The organism is Dysgonomonas sp. BGC7, from assembly GCF_001261735.1.
Taxonomy (GTDB): Bacteria; Bacteroidota; Bacteroidia; order Bacteroidales; family Dysgonomonadaceae; genus Dysgonomonas.
In genome coordinates, this window is record NZ_CVRP01000002.1 from 68,840 (window position 1) to 86,998 (window position 18,159).

The 18,159-nt window shown below is 34.3% G+C and carries 9 protein-coding genes; 2 read left to right on the top strand and 7 right to left on the bottom strand.

All coding sequences use genetic code 11. The features are described 5' to 3' along the window. Nucleotides 1-256: 256 nt before the first annotated feature. The 4 genes from BGC7_RS01730 to BGC7_RS01745 form a co-directional block, all read right to left on the bottom strand. The gene (locus tag BGC7_RS01730; RefSeq protein ID WP_050699836.1) at nt 257-1,567 is read right to left on the bottom strand and encodes an ATP-binding protein; all 1,311 of its coding nucleotides are present in this window, start codon (nt 1,565-1,567) and stop codon (nt 257-259) included. 332 nt (nt 1,568-1,899) lie between these two features. Beyond that, nucleotides 1,900-4,323, bottom strand: coding sequence for a hypothetical protein (locus BGC7_RS01735; RefSeq protein ID WP_050699837.1), 2,424 nt, complete (start codon nt 4,321-4,323; stop codon nt 1,900-1,902). Further along, nucleotides 4,277-5,401: a hypothetical protein gene (locus tag BGC7_RS01740; RefSeq protein ID WP_050699838.1), complete on the bottom strand. Its 1,125-nt coding sequence runs from the start codon at nt 5,399-5,401 to the stop codon at nt 4,277-4,279. Before BGC7_RS01740 ends, BGC7_RS01735 begins: the two co-directional genes overlap by 47 nt. A 15-nt stretch (nt 5,402-5,416) precedes the next feature. Continuing rightward, nucleotides 5,417-11,431: a carboxypeptidase-like regulatory domain-containing protein gene (locus BGC7_RS01745; protein WP_050699839.1), complete on the bottom strand. Its 6,015-nt coding sequence runs from the start codon at nt 11,429-11,431 to the stop codon at nt 5,417-5,419. A gap of 173 nt (nt 11,432-11,604) precedes the next feature. Here BGC7_RS01745 and BGC7_RS01750 point away from each other — a divergent pair, with 173 nt between their 5' ends. Both BGC7_RS01750 and BGC7_RS01755 read left to right on the top strand, forming a co-directional pair. Next, nucleotides 11,605-14,373 carry an AAA domain-containing protein gene (locus tag BGC7_RS01750; protein WP_050699840.1) on the top strand — a complete coding sequence of 923 codons (2,769 nt, stop codon included), beginning with the start codon at nt 11,605-11,607 and terminating at the stop codon, nt 14,371-14,373. A gap of 266 nt (nt 14,374-14,639) precedes the next feature. Continuing rightward, nucleotides 14,640-15,608, top strand: coding sequence for an HNH endonuclease (locus tag BGC7_RS01755; protein WP_157258618.1), 969 nt, complete (start codon nt 14,640-14,642; stop codon nt 15,606-15,608). Here the strand turns inward: BGC7_RS01755 and BGC7_RS01760 are convergent. From BGC7_RS01760 to BGC7_RS18145, 3 genes are all read right to left on the bottom strand, one after another. Further along, the gene (locus BGC7_RS01760; RefSeq protein ID WP_050699842.1) at nt 15,603-16,499 is read right to left on the bottom strand and encodes a hypothetical protein; all 897 of its coding nucleotides are present in this window, start codon (nt 16,497-16,499) and stop codon (nt 15,603-15,605) included. The two genes, BGC7_RS01755 and BGC7_RS01760, sit on opposite strands and share 6 nt — an antisense overlap. Before the next feature lie 320 nt (nt 16,500-16,819). Then, nucleotides 16,820-17,701 carry an IS3 family transposase gene (locus BGC7_RS01765; protein WP_050699843.1) on the bottom strand — a complete coding sequence of 294 codons (882 nt, stop codon included), beginning with the start codon at nt 17,699-17,701 and terminating at the stop codon, nt 16,820-16,822. Beyond that, nucleotides 17,698-17,904, bottom strand: a complete 207-nt coding sequence (locus BGC7_RS18145; protein WP_255351445.1) for a hypothetical protein — start codon at nt 17,902-17,904, stop codon at nt 17,698-17,700. Before BGC7_RS18145 ends, BGC7_RS01765 begins: the two co-directional genes overlap by 4 nt. Nucleotides 17,905-18,159 lie beyond the last annotated feature (255 nt).

Below are 18,159 nucleotides of genomic sequence, written 5' to 3' on the forward strand. Positions count from 1 at the left end.
TTATCGCCTTTTGGCTTTAATCTCCGCGGAGAGAGAGGGAACTTTGCCCTCAAATCTGTATATTGTATATCAATTGGTTAGACCATCGATATTTTTTGAACCACCAAATAACCCACGCTTTTTATTCACTGTTTTGCAATGAGTTACACTAAAAGCAAAGATACAATTTATTTATATATTAGCCCGAGAAATGGATAAATATTTTATCCAAACTATACAAAATCCAATTTTCAAATATACTTGCATTTTGCTTGAGCTACATATCTTCCAGAGAAAGACCTTTCAGCTCAACTTTATATTTTGACAACTCTTTCTTTATAGAGTCAACCTTTGCCTGAAGAAGATTTAAATCAATTTTCTTCGGATTACGTTTTACTTCGGCAATAATAGCTGTCTTATCCAAATCATTCAGTGCTATCAGATCAATTTCATTCAATCCTTTATTGTCCCAATAGCTACCAATCATAGTAACCCTCTCCTCCTCTACCGTTTTTGCCTGAAAATATTTCTCCAAGATCAATCCGCTGTATTGCTCGTAGTTCTTATCAATATATTCGCGAAGCAGTTCATACTTTCCCATTTCAATTAACGATTGGTTCGGGAAAATAAACCTAAACCAAAAACGAAGATAATTATCATTCAGACTCCAACGGTTTTTGCGACTCTCCGGTTTCGAAAACATCGGTTTGTTTCTTATAATAAGAGAATACTCCTTCTCTAGATTTACCAGATAGGCTCCTGTATTTTTTTCGATAATAGAATCAATTTCACTTTGGGTAGTCTTTCCTGAAGCTATTAACTGCATAATGGAAAAGTATGTGCCATACTCCTTTCCAAACTCAGAGACAAGTAAATCTTTACCTTCACCAAGAAAGGGTGAATTCGGGCTTGTGACCATATCCAGCATCTTATCTTTTGTAACCGCTCCAGCTTCCATTAATAAATCCAAATATTTAGGGACTCCTCCGGTAAGCATATACAGGCACAGAAGATCCTCTGCCGTGTATTTAGGGTTATAATCATTTAATATCTCTTTGATGACACTTACGGCAAATGGTTTCAATATCATTTTTGATGTAAGACGGCCAAATAAAGGTTCTTTCCTATTCTCAAAAATCTTCATCATCATTGAATAGATAGAGCCGGAAGCTATAAAATTGATTTTAGCCTTGTCTTTATACTGATCCCAAAGATTCTGGATATCACTGAATATAGATGAATTTATATTATCAAATTCTTGAAACTCATCAATTATCAGCGTATAATGTTCTTTTGTGGCAACAATAAGTAATTGCTCAAAAAGGTCTTTAAATTGGGTAATACTTCCGAATATCTGTATACCCAAAACTCTTGTTGCATCTTTTTGAAACTGTTCACAAAGAAGTGGCTCACTTTTTCGGGAAACAAATAAATATAAATATTTTTGACCTTTTACAGATTCGAGGAGAAGAGATGTTTTACCGATGCGGCGGCGTCCGACCATAACCGTAAAGCACGAACTCTTTAGAGATTGCTCCAACGTACGGGCTAAAACCTCTAACTCCTGTATTCTATTATAAAATTTCATCCTAAGTCATTATTTAATGGACATTATCTTAATAACCATTACAAAAATAAAGCATTTTATCTAATTCCTCACCAATTAATAGCATTATTTTAACCACCAGATACAGAATACATAGATATTTAATATATTAATAAAGTAACACAATAGCACAATAGCATCTACATTCATTACTATCTATATCAATCACTTACATACAACACGTAAGGTTGGTGAAAGCGAAATATTGGACGGAAAATACTTTCCAGAATCTTTGTTCCAATTGTGAATTCGAGCGCGATTAAGACGAAAAAAATCTGTTTTCTTGGATATTAAATCGTTTTAATTTCAGATTATTAGTTTGTAATAAAGGGAGCAATACAATTCGATCTGTATATTTGATAGGCCTTGGTATATTCATAGTTTGCCAGATTATCCCTATATTTTTCAGCCAATCGTTTATCATAGTCTTGCGATCGGAAGGAAAAATTCAGATAATGTATATAACGAAGCATAACTGTAGCATACGCCTTTTGTTCTTCATTCACAGCTTTCTCCTGTGCTTTCTCATAATACCGTCGAGCCGTTCCAGCTGTCATGTAGTTACGCATCCATTCAGGGAGACAATCTATTTTAGAATAATCCCGATCATTGCAACTCCAAGAGTAGCGTGTCATCATCCATGAATTTCCCCAATATGTGGTATTAAAATAAGCATCTCCCAGCCTATTATAATAATCAGAATTTTTTTCATCTTTTTGGGAGGCTTTTTCCTCTAGTTCTATCAATTCCTTTATAAAATCGGCTTTGTTAAATCTATAATCGAATGACCGGTATTTATCTGCTTTTAGACCTTTAGGAACAAAAGGGTCTTCGTTGAGATAACTGTTGAAAGAAAAATTTTCACTTCGCCAGTAATCCTGAGGCATGGAGGCAAAAGTAGTATATGCTAATTTCAGTTCATTATTTCTGAATGCAATCGTTCCCTTCAATTCTTTATAGGCATTGATTGAGCTTAGTGACTGACCACATAAGAGTTCCTCGAAAGGAGTTTTGTTCGGCTTTTCCAATAACCTGATAAGCATATCCATATCGGATGTAGTGGCATTTATATCAAAATATACAGTTGTATAGTAAGAATCACCATTTCTGGAATAAGAAAAATACCAATCGCTTTCTTTATTATTATACCAATCGGCTTTCAAACGGAAGAGATTGCCATATACTCTGTTATCCCTTTTCAGATATTCATTTGCTAACGATAAACTAATTGTAAACAGCATCTTATTGTTATCGAAGTTAGGCATTGAAATACGTTCCAAATCAGAGATGTTTTTCACAAAGTAATCTTTGAATTTATCGGATTCAATATTTTGAGTTTTAATTGCCAACCAAAGACTTTCAACTTTCTTTTGTAAAAGTATAGACGGATTAGCTTTATCCGAAATCATAGACATATACTTTTGGGCATCCGATCTGTTCTCTTCTAATAAGGATAAATGTGCTAAACTGATTGCATAAAAATTCTTTATGTCGCTACTTGAACCAGGTAACATATTTAACAAGACAGCTTTCAGCTGACTGATATATTTCATATCAGTTATAAGATTCTCTTGTTGTAATATGGATTCCTCTTCATCGTTTTTGTATTCTTCGGGGTGCTCCTTCTTGTATTTCTCGAACCATTCGTTGTAATATGCACATCGAAAAGGATCGCTGTTTGTGATAGAGTATTTATCGTAGAAAAGTGGAGTTATTATCCAATCTTCCAGTTTGTTGATTTCCCTTTGAATTAAGAATGGAATGTATTTATTGTTTTCGTCTAGTTCAAATGCTTTTTTTATCTGCTCTAGAGACCTTCCCGGATTTTTTAAAGCCATCATAACCAGAGCGATGCTTAATTCCTCCGCTTTAAGCTCTTTTTCATCGAAATTATCTCTGAATAGCTGCACGCATCTGAATTTCTTCTCATCGCAATTATTAAAGACGTGTATCAGCAAACGATGATACTCTATACTATCTGATGGGGTGGCCATAGCTTTAAATAATCCCGCCCATACGCTCATCAGGCTTCTCTGATCTATTTTCCCAAAATATTTTTCATGCGTCTGCACGACTTCGAGATATTGATCGAATTGATAATACAAACGGCATGCCTGAAAGGCGTAGCGTTCTTTCAAAAATTGGGAGAGTTTTGAGTTTAACTTAGCGTTGGCCTTATCTAACAACTCGGATTTAGCTTTTCCCCTTTCATCCCTTCCGTCATCATATCTATTGTAATCCCAATCTTCAAAGTGGCTACTCCTTCCTGCTTCATACAGTTCTGCTCTTTTGGCAAATAGCATGTAGTCGAGTAAGTCTTTGTTTTTTTCTTCTACCAGATACTTAATGAATGAATTGTTTTTAAAAACACTGGTCAACGTATTTTCTTCATATGATAAGATAAATGAAGCCGGATCAGTGTCGTATTGAATAACATATATATCATCTATGGATGGCTTTTTATTGCAGGCTACTTGCCATTCGAGGCAATTACGATAACGATCATTCCCGTTAGGATCGCTCACTAAAGGGTTGTCTACGGGTAAGTAATAGAAAGAAGATGTCGTGTAATAAAATGGCTGCATGCACTTTAACCAAGGCAAAGAGACCCTAAACATCATCGCCCTGTAGTCTGCCTCTGTCTCATAAAATCCACAAGCTTTAGATTGCAACGAAGGAAGTAGAAAAAGACTACTTGCCAAATAAACTATATATTTCTTTAATTTCTTCTGTGCCATAATTTTCAATATATGATTTATTCCAAGAAAAAAATGTTATCCGCGAATACTTGTCCATAGGTATTTCCTTTTTGATATATTGTGCCATATCATTGAGTTCTTTTTTTGATATACTTTCAACTCTTATGATATCTCCTTTCCTCATAAAATAATTCCCGATAACTTTATCTGTCAACGATCTATATCGCCCATTCTCTAAACTTTCATACTCAATAAAATTATCTTTATAATCTTTATCTGTGGCATTGCCTATCAAGCCAACAAATTGCTCGTTCCGAAACAAGACAGCCCAACTAAAAATGGGTAATGCAACATCTAATATTAGTGGATACTTATCGCCTGAAATATATTTCTTCAACTCATCGAGCGAGGCTATCGAATTTTTCACATTAAAATTGTTGGCTGTTTGCATATTATAGCACATTAGTAAACAACGATCGACAGGAGGAACACCTGCAGTTTTAGTCTGTTTATATTGCCACAAACGCAGTGTTACTGTGATATTTTTACTGCTGCAATCTTTTTTGATCCGATTCAGAAAATAGAAAAACTTATCTTTTGTCCCTGCTGTCCAATCGCAGTCAATAAGAATGTCCTTATATCTGTTTTTATATTCGCCAATTACAATATTTCTGAGGGAGTCCTGATTCAAATGTCTATCCTGATACTCCCGTCCATAGAAAGCGCTTGCTCCAAAACTAGTTGTAATATCGTCTATCCGGCGCTTTATTTTTGCACTAAGTGAGTCTAATACCTGTTCGCTACTTTTTTCAAAAACTTTATTGGTTAGGAATACCGAAGGGGTAAAATTAAATGGTAATGAATCATTGCTCCAGATAGAGGCTATTGGTTTGGGTTCTCCCGAGAGATCATCCCAATCTACGTCGAAATAGCGTACATACAGGTGGTTTGCCTCCAATTTATTCCAAAGGGCAGAATCAGAGACATAGCTCGTGTTCCAATAGCAAAAAGACCGTTGTTCATTGCCTGAATAATTATTTCCCTTCTTTTCACATGACATACCCGCAAGTAAAAAAAGGAATATAAAAGCTGCTTGGATAATTATTTTGATGTTCATAAAGTGAAAATCTTATTATTTTATCAAAGTTGTTTTAATCTCTTCATTTCCATAGAAAACAGGAAAGTACATCAACTCTGCTTTTGCAGGATTGAGTGTATAACGACCGGTATATCTTGGCAACAATTCAACGTCAAATACATGTTGCCCTTTCGATAATTTGTTACAGAAAATTACTACTTTTTCTCTATAGTGTTCCCTGTGCGCCTCTTTCCAATAATTACTCCTAGTCTTTGACTCGTAAGAACAGCCTGCCGGAATAGGAATCTCAACTTGTATATATTCAGCATCTCCTGAGAGGTTAAGTGTTGCCCGTAATATCGTGGTTTTACCCTCTTTTAAATCAGCTACGCTGTCATTATCTATCTTGAACGTTGTCGATATTTCAAACCCTTTCGATTTTTCCTTTATCGGATTTTTATTCCACTCCCTTTGATAGGCTGTTACAAATAAAGGCATAGTCCCCGTTTTGCTTATTTGAATTTTTTCTTTTGAATCGAATTTAGCTGTATACGGAAATTCTGAAATTTTGGTTCCATTCATATTCATCACGACATTGGTATAACTATCTGCTCGCTTTAGCATATCAGGCATTATTGTTTGTATAATATGTGATGATTCATAAATATTATTCCATGTATTATTTTGTCTTTGTTCAAAGAAGTAGTTTCGAATACTTTCCAATTCTTTTTCGTGTCCTCCCAGATTTTTCAATATTTGATATGCCAACAGAGTGTTTTCTGTATTTGTTTCATCCGGGCTATAAAAGTATCGCAGTTGAGATTTTCCTTTTTTCTTTTCACCCCAATAGAGAGAGCCAAGAATCGTTTTATCGGAATAATGCATTAATGAATCTATTCTTATCGAATCTTGAAGTCCGATAGAAGACATCACCAGCATTGTTTTTAAGTTGTCCCTAGCTGTTGAATTCTCCAACTGGGAATCCACTTGATATAGATATGTCTTATAATCAACAGCAGCATTCAACCTCTTTAAGAAAATAAGTCTGTCAAGCAATTCACCTTTAGCATATGGCAGTTTTTTATCCACAGTTAAAGGAAGACTAGATAAACTGTTCTTTAATTCTTGTTCAAAAGCTAATGCCAGCGTATGTTTATCTAGTTCTGTTTTGTATCCCGCTTCATCTGCATCAAGTAGTGCATTTATGATGTGTTTCGATATCCACATCACAGATTCACTTTTATTCCACCAACCCCAGAGCCCTTCGTTGTTTTTATTTTTGTTCAGGTCTCTGATAAGACCATTAATTTTCTTGTCTTCTTTAAATTCTTTTCCCTGTATTCTACAGATATACTTCTTTGCCAATAGTGCTTTAATTTTGGATGCTATCTGTTCATTACACATGTATGGATATTGGTCAATACTCTCTATTTCACGCAAGAAAAGATTTAAACTTGAGGCTTCAGCATAAAGGGTAACTTCTCCAAGTTCAGGATCCGTCTTTAATGTATAAGCTGACGAATCATTGATTACTTTAAAATCCCCATAGGTTTGTAGCAAACCTTGCTCAAAAATAGGGAATGAGCGCTCTTCTCCATCAAAATAGCCATTCTCCATTTGCAAAGAATAAGCCAGTGTGAGACTATCCTCATTAATTGCATGCACGGGTATATAGTCTACATGAGAATTACCTATTCTTATTTTTCCAGCTTGCTTGTTATTATCTATATCAATAGTTCGAGTTAATGTTAAACTGTCACCAAAATGATTAGCTACTTTGCCTATGGCATTCAGGCTATCTCCCCTGATAGCGAATCGAGGTGTCGATAGACGTGCAGATAAAGCCTTGAACGCTTTGACACTCATTTGTTTCGTATCTGACTGATTCTTTCCTCCCAAAGCAACGAAATAGACATTCCAGTTGGTTATATCATCGGGATAAGTTACTTCGAAATTTACTTCTCCTTTTTCATCGGTTTTGAGTTTTGGTTGCCAGAATGCATCGTCATGGAAATTCCGTCTAATAGTATTACCCGGCTCTTCATTAGGGATATTCTCAGATTCTGCAATTTTAGAAGAAGATAATGCACTGGTCTCAATCATAATTACGCCATTAGCACCACGTGCACCATAAATAGAAGTTGCTGCAGCGTCTTTCAAAACATTTAGCGATAAGATTGATGATGCATCAATATCTTCGAGAGTACCATCAAAAGGAAGTCCATTTATAATTATTAAAGGGTTTGCTTTAGCATCCGTACTAGATGCTCCTCTAATCATTAAACCTGCCACTCTGCCTTGTAAAACTTGATTGTCAAAATAGCCATCTAAAGGATTGATAGTAACAACAGACCCTGTAAGGCTTGACTTTTTCTGTACACCATAACCAATAACTACCACTTCATCCAATCGCTGTTCATCTGCTTGTATGGTAATATTATAATCATGACCTGTTGACACATTGACTTCTTTGGTCTTATATCCTATATACATCACCTCTAAAGTAGCATTTCCATCTAGATCTACTTCAAACCGTCCGTCAAAATCAGTGATAACTCCTTTGTTTGTATTTTTAATCTTTACAGTGGCCCCGATAACAACATCTTCATTATCCCTCACTATACCGGTCACAATCCGTTTATTTTCATTTTCCTTACTAAATTTACCCGTATCAAATATGGGAGACAAAGAGAGAGTATCTCTTATTGGTTTTGAAATATATGGATTTTCTACAGAGTGAATCTTAATACCTTTGTTGAACAAGTTATATGCAACTCTCGATATTTCAGAATCTTTTTTATAATCGGCAATAGAATCCAGCTTTAAGTAGTTCTTCCCTCCTTTGTGTAACTGTATAGAATAGCTGTATGACGTCGAATCTTTAAAAATGAGATGAAGAGTTAGTTCCTCTGTTGGTAGGTTATTAAAATCTCTGGTTCCTCCATAATAAAGTTGAAAATCCTTCCGGTCCTCTTCTTTTTTTGGCTCGATTAAAATGAGTGCAGGGGTTATTGACATCCCCGTTGTGTCTTTTCCCGTGATCAACTCCAGTTTGTAATCAATACCTCTAAAACTTTTATTATATTGCCTGATATTGACAAATCCTCTTGTAGAGCACATAGCATCTATAATCTTAGTCTTTATCTGATTCTCTATATCTTCTTTTGTTTGTGGCTGTTGTTTAAAGCTCAACGCGGGTTTAAATGCTGATATACTTCTGTTTACTACCGATTTATCCCATTGTTTTATTTTCTGATAATTCGGATATAAGGTATAATGATTTCCTCCTTCAATTTCAACATTAGCTAAAAGCCTGTTTCCCGCATAAACTGAAGCTATATTTGAGAGTCCTCCCAGAATATTTCTCTTAGGAAAGGGCCCTGCCAGAATAGGAGTTTTAACTTGTATATTTAAAGTTCGGTCATAAGTACTTCTGTTTGTATAATTTAAATAATAGAGCGTATTCCCTGTATTAATATAACCCGGAATCTCAATTCTTTGGCGAACATTGGGCAATTCTGTTTCTCCGAAGTTATTATCTATGGTTATTAAATGAGAGCTAAGCTCTGAAACCTCTTTATCCGATAAATATCCTTGTTCTTTCTTATCCAATAATCTGGAAGTTAAGACGAAAGGTACTTGCATAGAATCCTCATACGGAATCTTTGTATATGGTTTCCCGGCATTGAAGGACAGAATGTTTTTCTTGCCTTCTTCGATATAAAAATTCAAGACCAATATCTCCCTGTTATGAGTCCGAAAACGCAAACTGTGTTTTCCCGGATCAATTTCAAAAGTATAAATATCCTGATGTTGGGATTGATTCGTATAATAAAGCCTTTCGTCTATCCATAACATATGCACTCCTTGTACTTCTCCGTCAATAACGACAAAAGGGGATATCTGTGTCTTCCCGTTGGAAGATTGTTCCTTATATACATAATATGTTTCCGGATATAAAAATTTATAGTATTCGACCGTATCCAGAGCTATTGCACCAGCCCATTTTTTCCATGTCAGACTTGATTTACTATTATAATAAGAATCATCATCCATTTCATAACGGGTATTATAAAACTGCTTGGCATAACGAGCCTTGCCTCTAATAGGAATATTAGGCATTGAATAGTTCTTAAACTTGGATGTAAAAGAATAGGCTGTAATATCTGCGTCTTTTACAGGTTTTCCTTTTTTGTCTGTTACCGAGATCTGAACATTTGTTGTTTGTCCCGGATATACAGTTGTAGGAGTCGTCACATCCAGAGTCATATTTTTCTTGGCAAAAGGTAATAAGCCTTCTATTGACTGACTTTTTCCTCCAAACAAATAAGAAAGCTGCATACTATAACCATCCTCTCCGGTATCTTTGATTGAGTAGTTTAACTGTGTTGTATAACCCCTGCCAATTTCTTTTTTCATTTTACGGATAGTATACCAAAAAGGAATTTTTGCAGGATTATCGACTTTTAGATAAATAGAATCATTGCTTCTATAAAATTTATACCCAAGCTGATGTCCTTCTGCGATATCATCAGAAAAATAATAGTCTTTTGTATTCTTGGTTGCGACGGCTACATCACCTGCATTCCAAGGAATCGCTAATGTGTGTGGCAACATAACAGAATCATTATATAGACACTCATCGTTCTCCCCACTGATTATAATTTTTGCCAATGCTTGTTGAGATTTTCCCAGATAAAGTTCTTTAATAGAGAGCATACCTTGATCTAATGAAAAATCTAACGTATACTTTTTATTTAATTTCTCCAGCGATAATGTTTCCACATGTTTTTCATTATCTGCACTGAAATAAGTACATTTCACTTTGAACTTTAAATCTACATTCGGAGGAAAAACAGAATCAGGAATAATCAATCCTTTTTCGGATAATCCGAATAAGCCAACAGTGTGATTCCACAGTGTATCCGGGATAAAAACCGGTTCCATCATTTTTATTTTGTTCAAATCGAAACCATCCGGAGTTACCAGAACTTCAATTTTCCCATCGTAAACAGCCATATCGTTTTCATCTGTCACCTTCATCGCCAAATTGATAGAATCTCCCATCGCAAATTCTTTCTTATCCGATTTTAACGAAAAGTTTATGCCCTTAAGTTCATAATCTTCATATCTGAAATAATCTCTCACGGCATTTGCATTTTTATCATCAGTAATCAGTGATATGGAGTATCCTTTGTCTAACATTAAATCCAATTCATCGGTCAGCTTAAATTCATAGCTGTACATACCTGGTTGATAGGGATCTAGTTTGGTTAGGATTGTATCAATATTGAATGAGTTATGACTACCGAGTAATCGAATACCGACAGGCTTATCATATCTTTTTCCGTTATATTCTGATAGGTATCCCTTTAATTTCACGGTTTCGCCCGGTTTGTACTTGGGCTTATTAAACACAATAAAACCGGTATATTTCTGTTTTGAAGGTCGTTCAGATGGATTAAAGATGTACTTTATTCCATTTTTTAGTCCGCCCCATCTCCATTTCATTTTCGACCAAGTTGATTCAAAAAAATTATAGTTATCATGGTATTGGCCTTCCTCTATTTTCAGGTAATGGAAAACTCCATTATGAGCTATTTCGATTATATCTTCATCTTTTGCTTTATTGGTGCTATATGTTTGCGTGTTTCTATCATACTTTAACTTTGATGAACCTTTTCTCACTTCAGCATCATTTATTATGTTGCCCAAGGAGTCGTATAAACACACGACAAATTTTTCTGAAGGCACTATTTTGGCATAAAGGTTATCTACTGTATACTCTGTATAATTTAACTGGTTATCTATCACTTTTACTAGTACATAGTTCCCTTTTGGTAAAGTGGGAATATCTTCACCTGCATTATATTTCGACACAAAAGTCTTTAGCATATCTTCATCAAAGCCTTCTTCTTTAAGATGTATTTTTCGTAAATCATCTTTACTTATTTTATAAATATGTACTTCAGATGAAGAGCGTGGGCTATCTGACAAGTTAGATTGTGCAAAAGAACAAAGATGTTGCAGCAAAAAAACACAGAGTATAATAAAGCGTGTTGTTTTCATATAAGCATAAGAGAAATAAGATACTTCTATTACAAATCTACATATTAATAATGAAATTCTGATTCTGATTTTTATGATATTGTCCGTTTCTGATAAAGTTTTTTGTCTATGTTTGTTAAACTATTATGGAATATAATACTACTATTACAACAACTTATAATAAAAAGTGATCGATGAAGTACCCGTTCCTAATATACTTGAAAAATAAAACATATCTAAAGTTCGAATACAGGAGAGATGTTTCAGCAGTTACCCGTACCGACAACGGATATCGCGTCACATTTAGTAATGGAAGAAGCTATAGTTACGGAGCTGATAAGGTTAAGTACTATCCGTTTATATCAACATGCGAAAATGTTCGCATATACGAGAATGGCAAATTGAATGAAAAATATAATACAGTTGATAATTACGGTCATTATATGATTTTCCGCAATGGAGATAACTATTCTTATCCTATTGAAAAAAGTTCTGACGTTGAAATTTGTAATATAAAAAAAGACACAGATCAAGCTAAATCAATTATCGACTATTTTAAAGAAATACTGAAAAGATCAGGAGGAGTATCATTTGAAATTCCAGCAGAGGAGACAGAAAACAAAAATCCAAATCAAATAAGTTCTGAAATATTGCTCAAGGCTCTTGAGGGTATAGATTTATTAGAATCAAGGTCTGCGTTATCCAAGTATATTGATGGAACTAATCCTGCTATTGCCACATCTAAAGAAACCCTCATCTACCCTTTCGGATGCAACGAAAGTCAGAAATTGGCAGTTGAGACAACTCTAAGAAATAGCATCAGTATTGTGGAAGGTCCTCCGGGTACAGGAAAAACACAAACAATTTTAAATATAATAGCCAATCTTATTGTACAGAATAAAACTGTTGCAATTGTTTCTAACAATAACTCTGCCGTGTTCAATGTACGGGAGAAGCTAGAGAAATATGGCTATGGTATGGTTGTTGCATCACTTGGGAACAAAGAGAATAAAACTTCATTCTTTGACAGTATTGAAGAACAAACAGTCGATCCAAATTTTAAAATTTCGGAAGAGCGATTAAAAAGAGCAAAGAATGAGATTGAGGAATTAGACTCCATACTAACTAAATGTTTTCAGTATCGAAATAAATTAGCCACTTTAAAAACGGAACTATCAGATGCTGAAATAGAATTTGAACATATAAAAACAGAGCAGCCACTCGATCAAGATATAAAATCTATGCTCGATAAAAAATTCCGTCGTAAATGGAATTATAGCAAAATTTTGAGTTTAAAAGATTTGTTATCATGCATAGAATTTAAAGGAAGACTGTCTCTCAAAAATACGTTGCGGTTATTCTTTCATTATGGCTTATTTGACCTTAAGAGTATAAGTCTTTATGGTGAAGAATTACCCATCTATGCAAATCATAAATTCTATGAACTATATATAACAAAAATAGAAAACGAAATACTGGACGTTGAAAACTGGTTAGCTTCTAATAATGAAGAATCTAACCTTAAACATTTTATTGATACATCAAAAGAAGTATTCAATGGGGAGTTATTCAAGAAGTATAATTGTCTAGACAGAGCCGAATTTAATGCAAAAGATTATCGTAAGCAGTTTAATGATTTTGCAAAGCGTTATCCGGTAATACTAAGTTCTACTCTCTCACTTCACACAAGTATCCCTGGCGGATATCTTTTCGACTATTTGATTATAGATGAATCTTCACAGGTAGATATAATAAAGTCTGCCGTATGTTTTTCGTGTTGTCGAAATGTGATTGTTGTCGGAGATAGTCTGCAGCTAACTCATATTGTAGATAAACAGAGCCAAGAGGCTGCAGAGCAATTTCAAGTAGAGTACAACATTTCTCCTGTATATGATTATGTCAAACAGAATATTCTGAATTCGTTGAAAAGTTTGTATGGGAATAGCGTAAAATCGGTTTTACTGAAAGAACACTACAGATGTCATCCTACTATTATTGGATTTTGCAATAAGAAATACTACAATAATAATTTAGTTGTTATGACTGCTGGAAGTAATCATCCGTTCAGAATCATAGAAACAAATATATCCGGAGAAAGAGATAATTATAATCAAAGACAGATAGATGAAACGGATTCTTATATACGAGAAAACTTTTCAATGAATTATACGGAAGTCGGAGTTATTGCTCCCTATAGAAAACATGCCGATATGCTGCAAAAGCGACTACCCGATGGTGCGGAAGCCGACACGATACATAAATTTCAGGGGCGTGAGAAAGATGTGATTATATTCAATACGGTCAGAAGCAAAATCGGGGAATTTATAGATAATCCTAACCTTATTAACGTAGCTGTATCAAGAGCCGTTAAAGAATTTATTGTCGTAAAGCCTGAATCAATGGAGCTTCCTCACGGAACAAATATCGGTGATATGATACGCTATATATGTTATACCACCGACCCCAATGAAACGATTGTTAAAGGTCGTATCTGTTCCGTTTTTGACCTTCTATATAAAGAATACAATAAAGTCTTCACTTCGTTTCTTTCATCGAACAAGAATATAAAAGGGTCTGCTGCAGAGATTATTATTGATAAGCTATTGAATGAAGATATACTTAAAAACAACGTCCAATTTTCGTCAATTGATATGGTTCGAGAATATCGGCTTAGAGACCTTGTTCGGGATTTCCAATTATTTTCTGAAGATGAAATTCAATTCATAAAGAACAATTCAAGGCTCGATTTTCTACTGTATAACAAAATGGATAAAACCCCCATTTTAGCTATTGAGGTCGATGGGGTATCGTTTCACGACAATAGATTACAACGGGAAAGAGACAGTAGGAAAAATCACATTTTAGAAATTATCGGACTTCCATTGCTTCGGTTATCAACCGACGGGCATAATGAGGAAGCAAGAATTATTGAACAATTAAATACGGCAATGGCTATGTATTAATATAAATGGAAAATTCAAGATTGTTGGATACTCCTACGAACAGCCTAATCCTGAGAGCTGAAGCATAACGTGAGATGCAATAGTTAATTAGCGACTAAATTACAGAAGGTTAACAATTAACTATGAGATTGAAACAGCCTCTAAGTTTAAACAGTTAATCATTAAAGATATAATTAAATCTTTTACAGTTTTACCTATAACCTAAAAATTTGATACATTTACATCTTAGTTGTAAATGATTAATGTGTCATAACCCACTGATATTAATGAAGAATATCGATTATTACATACATTCTTTTACTCATTTGAGGCGAGCACCTAATAATGGAGGTGCACCTCACAAACCAGTACTTTTACTTAGCATTATTGATGCGATAGAAAAGGGATACGTCTTTGATGAACGTATTTATATCACAGCTGAGCTTATTACTTTATTCAAAAGCAACTGGAATATCTGGGTGAAGACTTCGCATATTATGAACTTTACTCTTCCATTCTATCATCTCTCCAATGAACCATTTTGGAAATTGATTGTAAAATCGGGTATGAATATCCCATTAACAAATAGAAATTCTATTAGATCATTTCAAGCTCTTATTCAGTCTATTGAATATGCTGAAATAGATAAAGATCTATTCTTTTACTTAAACCGAAGCATAGATAGGGAAATCCTACGCAAAACACTTATTGATAAATATTTCTCGAATATTGAACCTTCAAGACTTAGTAATACAGACTATCTAGACCTAATTGCAGAGCAAATACTTCGGGAATCTGCTGTTCAATACAAAAAGAAGATTAAACAGCTTAAGGAAACTGAAGATGATGAAAGCTTTGAAGAAGAAATCTATATCCGGAGTAATGTTTTTAAGCAGAAGATTCCTCAAATATACGATTATACCTGTTGTATTACAGGATTGCGAGTTAGCTCAGCTTGTGGTCACTCTCTAATTGATGCTTGCCATATTATACCTTTCTCAGTTGGACATGACGATACTATTGGAAATGGCATTGCTCTTTGTCCCAATTTTCACCGTGTTTTTGATAGTGGCTTAATAACAATTGATAGTAATTATAAAGTTATTGTTTCAAAGAAATTCATCGAGAACAATAGCCAATATTCCATTGGTCAGTTCAATAATAAAGAACTTATACTTCCTCAAAACAATTTATTTCATCCTAGAAAAGAAGTTCTCCAATGGCATCAAGAGAATGTATTTGAGAAGAATTTATAATACCACTTTATACCAATACCTCGCATTTATCTTATCCCCCTTTACGATAAGGATACCTTTATCAACCGCTTCTTTTAAGTCTTTACTGGCAGCAGACCCTGATATATCATAATAAGTACGGTAGTCTTTGCGCGAAAAAGGTTCTTTAATCTTGTCTTTAAGCATTTCAACACGCCCCAAGATAGGTTTGGATAATTTATAGTCTACTTCTAAACTTTGAGTTAATATGGAGTCTATAAAAGACAAATAGAATTCAATACAAGGATTTAAAGAATTAGCTTTTTCACATTTAGCAGTTAATATATCACTATAATATTCACCTAATTTATATATACTATAATCTCGTTCTATAGTCTTGGCATAAGGTAAATATAAAATACATCCTATTTCATTATAAAATAAGATTATCAGCCACGTTTGAATTAAATAATTGTCAGTAGTATAACTATAGGTAAAATAGCAAAATTTTGCAATTCGTAGTGCAAATGCTTTTTCTTGATTACGCAATGTGTTTATTGCAATTTTTAGTTCATCTCGATCTAGCCCATAACTTGTAAACACACCCGCAATTTTAAGAAATGCCTTTAGATCATCAGGCTTGTATTTCTTTATATTAGCATAGACGGCTGTAGGATTAGATATTCTTTTAAAATGAAAATCTTCCAAGTTTGCTTGTTCTATAAATTTGTGGTTAAGAAAATCCCGAATAGTTCGCTCTGGATAATCTATATTTTCAAGATTCAATATATCCTGCAAGTTTTTCACATTACACATTATATCAAAGTCAACATGTTTATGTGCATGTCTAATTTCCTTTATCCTTCCTATTTTTTCAGCTATAGAAACAATGGATGAAATCATTCTATCGTTAACAGTATATTTTAAATCCATGATATTATATTTATACTATAAATAATACTACTTAAATGTAGCGATAATTTTGGAACTCGAATCCTTCAAAGCAATAATATAGTACAATATATAGTATAATATTTATTTATAAATATATAATTACAATAAAATATATTATAAATTACACTATATATATTCAATATCACTACATTCGAAAGATTCGTATAAATTGCAAAACCACGATTTTATTTTGACATCAGTATAAGATATATTGACTTGTCTCGTCCTAGAATAGGTTGACAGATTCTGAGTAATAATAAGTTAAATTGTATTTCATTTTTAATAGTCCTGCTATAGGTTTACAAAGTATCGGATAAAGCTAGCTTTTTTATCTGGTACTTTCTCTTTTTCCAATGCCTTTTGATTTCTCCGGTCATTGCATACGCTTGGATCGGGGTCTTCATATCACAGCTCAGATGTGGTCTCTGAGTATTATATATATCTATAATCTCGTCAATTCTATTTTTAATGTCATCAAAACAGGTATAATGTTCATGATCCAGCCATTCTCCCTTTAGTATCCCATTTACTCGTTCTGCTACTGCATTCTGGTAAGGGTCTCCGCTTTCTGTCATACTGATACGAATTCCTTTCGATTTTAACAGGTTGACATAGTCATAGCTGCAATATTGACTTCCCCGGTCAGAATGATGAATTAATCCCTCCAGATCTTTCCTTTCTATCCTTTTGAGAGCCATTTCCAAAGCCCTGACGGCTCCATCTCTCTCCAAGGTGTGCGAGAGGTGATATCCGACAATCAAACGTGAATAAACATCCGTTATCAGGAATAAGAAAACAAAGTCTCCTTCAATTGGGATATAAGTAATATCACTTACCCACAATTGATTGGCCTTAGTAAAATGAAAGCCTCGTATTAAATTCGGGTATTTCTTCATCCAATGTTTAGAGTTGGTGGTAATGGCATATTTCTTCCTTCTTTTTATCAGTAAATTATTTTCTCGTAATAATTTAAAAAGAGCATCTCTTCCAATCGTTATTCCTTTTTCAGTGAGTAGAGCATGTAATTTACGACAACCTATCCGTGGCATTGGCTGCCTGATCAAACGAATCTGCTCAAAGATAAAATCTTCTCTCATATATTGATTTGCATTTCTGTGAAGTTGCTTATAGTATGCTTGTCTGGAGTAGCCAAACAGCCCGCAAAGAACCTCAAGACTTATTCCTGAGTGTCGCTCTTTGAGTTTGAAGACTGCTTGGCTTCTAACTTTTTTAGCAAATCAATCCCATATTCTTCATCCAGAATATCACCCATAATTTGGTAGCCTTCCAGTTTAAGACGAGCAGCTTCTAGTTGACGTCTTAATTCTTCATTCTCTAGTCTCAGAGTTAAATCATCGGACGGATTGTGCTTTTTACGTTTCATAGGCTGCGGGATTGATAGTTGCTCTAAGGTAAGAGGATTTTCTCTTTGATAACGATTAACCATCTTATTTATATTTTTTTGGTCAATCCCATGCTCCACGCTTAACATATAGGAGCTTTTCCTACCACTTAGATAGTCCTGAATAATTGCTTGTCTTAATAACCGAGGAATTGTAGCTCCTCTTTTCTTCGTTTGTCCTGACATAAGTTTACACTGTTTTGTGTCAACCTATTCTAGGACGAGACAACTTGCTTT

Bases quoted from the DNA above. Each gene is read 5' to 3' on its own strand.
- BGC7_RS01730 (WP_050699836.1), bottom strand. From the start codon at position 1,567: ATGAAATTTTATAATAGAATACAGGAGTTAGAGGTTTTAGCCCGTACG.
- BGC7_RS01735 (WP_050699837.1), bottom strand. From the start codon at position 4,323: ATGGCACAGAAGAAATTAAAGAAATATATAGTTTATTTGGCAAGTAGT.
- BGC7_RS01740 (WP_050699838.1), bottom strand. From the start codon at position 5,401: ATGAACATCAAAATAATTATCCAAGCAGCTTTTATATTCCTTTTTTTA.
- BGC7_RS01745 (WP_050699839.1), bottom strand. From the start codon at position 11,431: ATGAAAACAACACGCTTTATTATACTCTGTGTTTTTTTGCTGCAACAT.
- BGC7_RS01750 (WP_050699840.1), top strand. From the start codon at position 11,605: ATGAAGTACCCGTTCCTAATATACTTGAAAAATAAAACATATCTAAAG.
- BGC7_RS01755 (WP_157258618.1), top strand. From the start codon at position 14,640: ATGAAGAATATCGATTATTACATACATTCTTTTACTCATTTGAGGCGA.
- BGC7_RS01760 (WP_050699842.1), bottom strand. From the start codon at position 16,499: ATGGATTTAAAATATACTGTTAACGATAGAATGATTTCATCCATTGTT.
- BGC7_RS18145 (WP_255351445.1), bottom strand. From the start codon at position 17,904: ATGAAACGTAAAAAGCACAATCCGTCCGATGATTTAACTCTGAGACTA.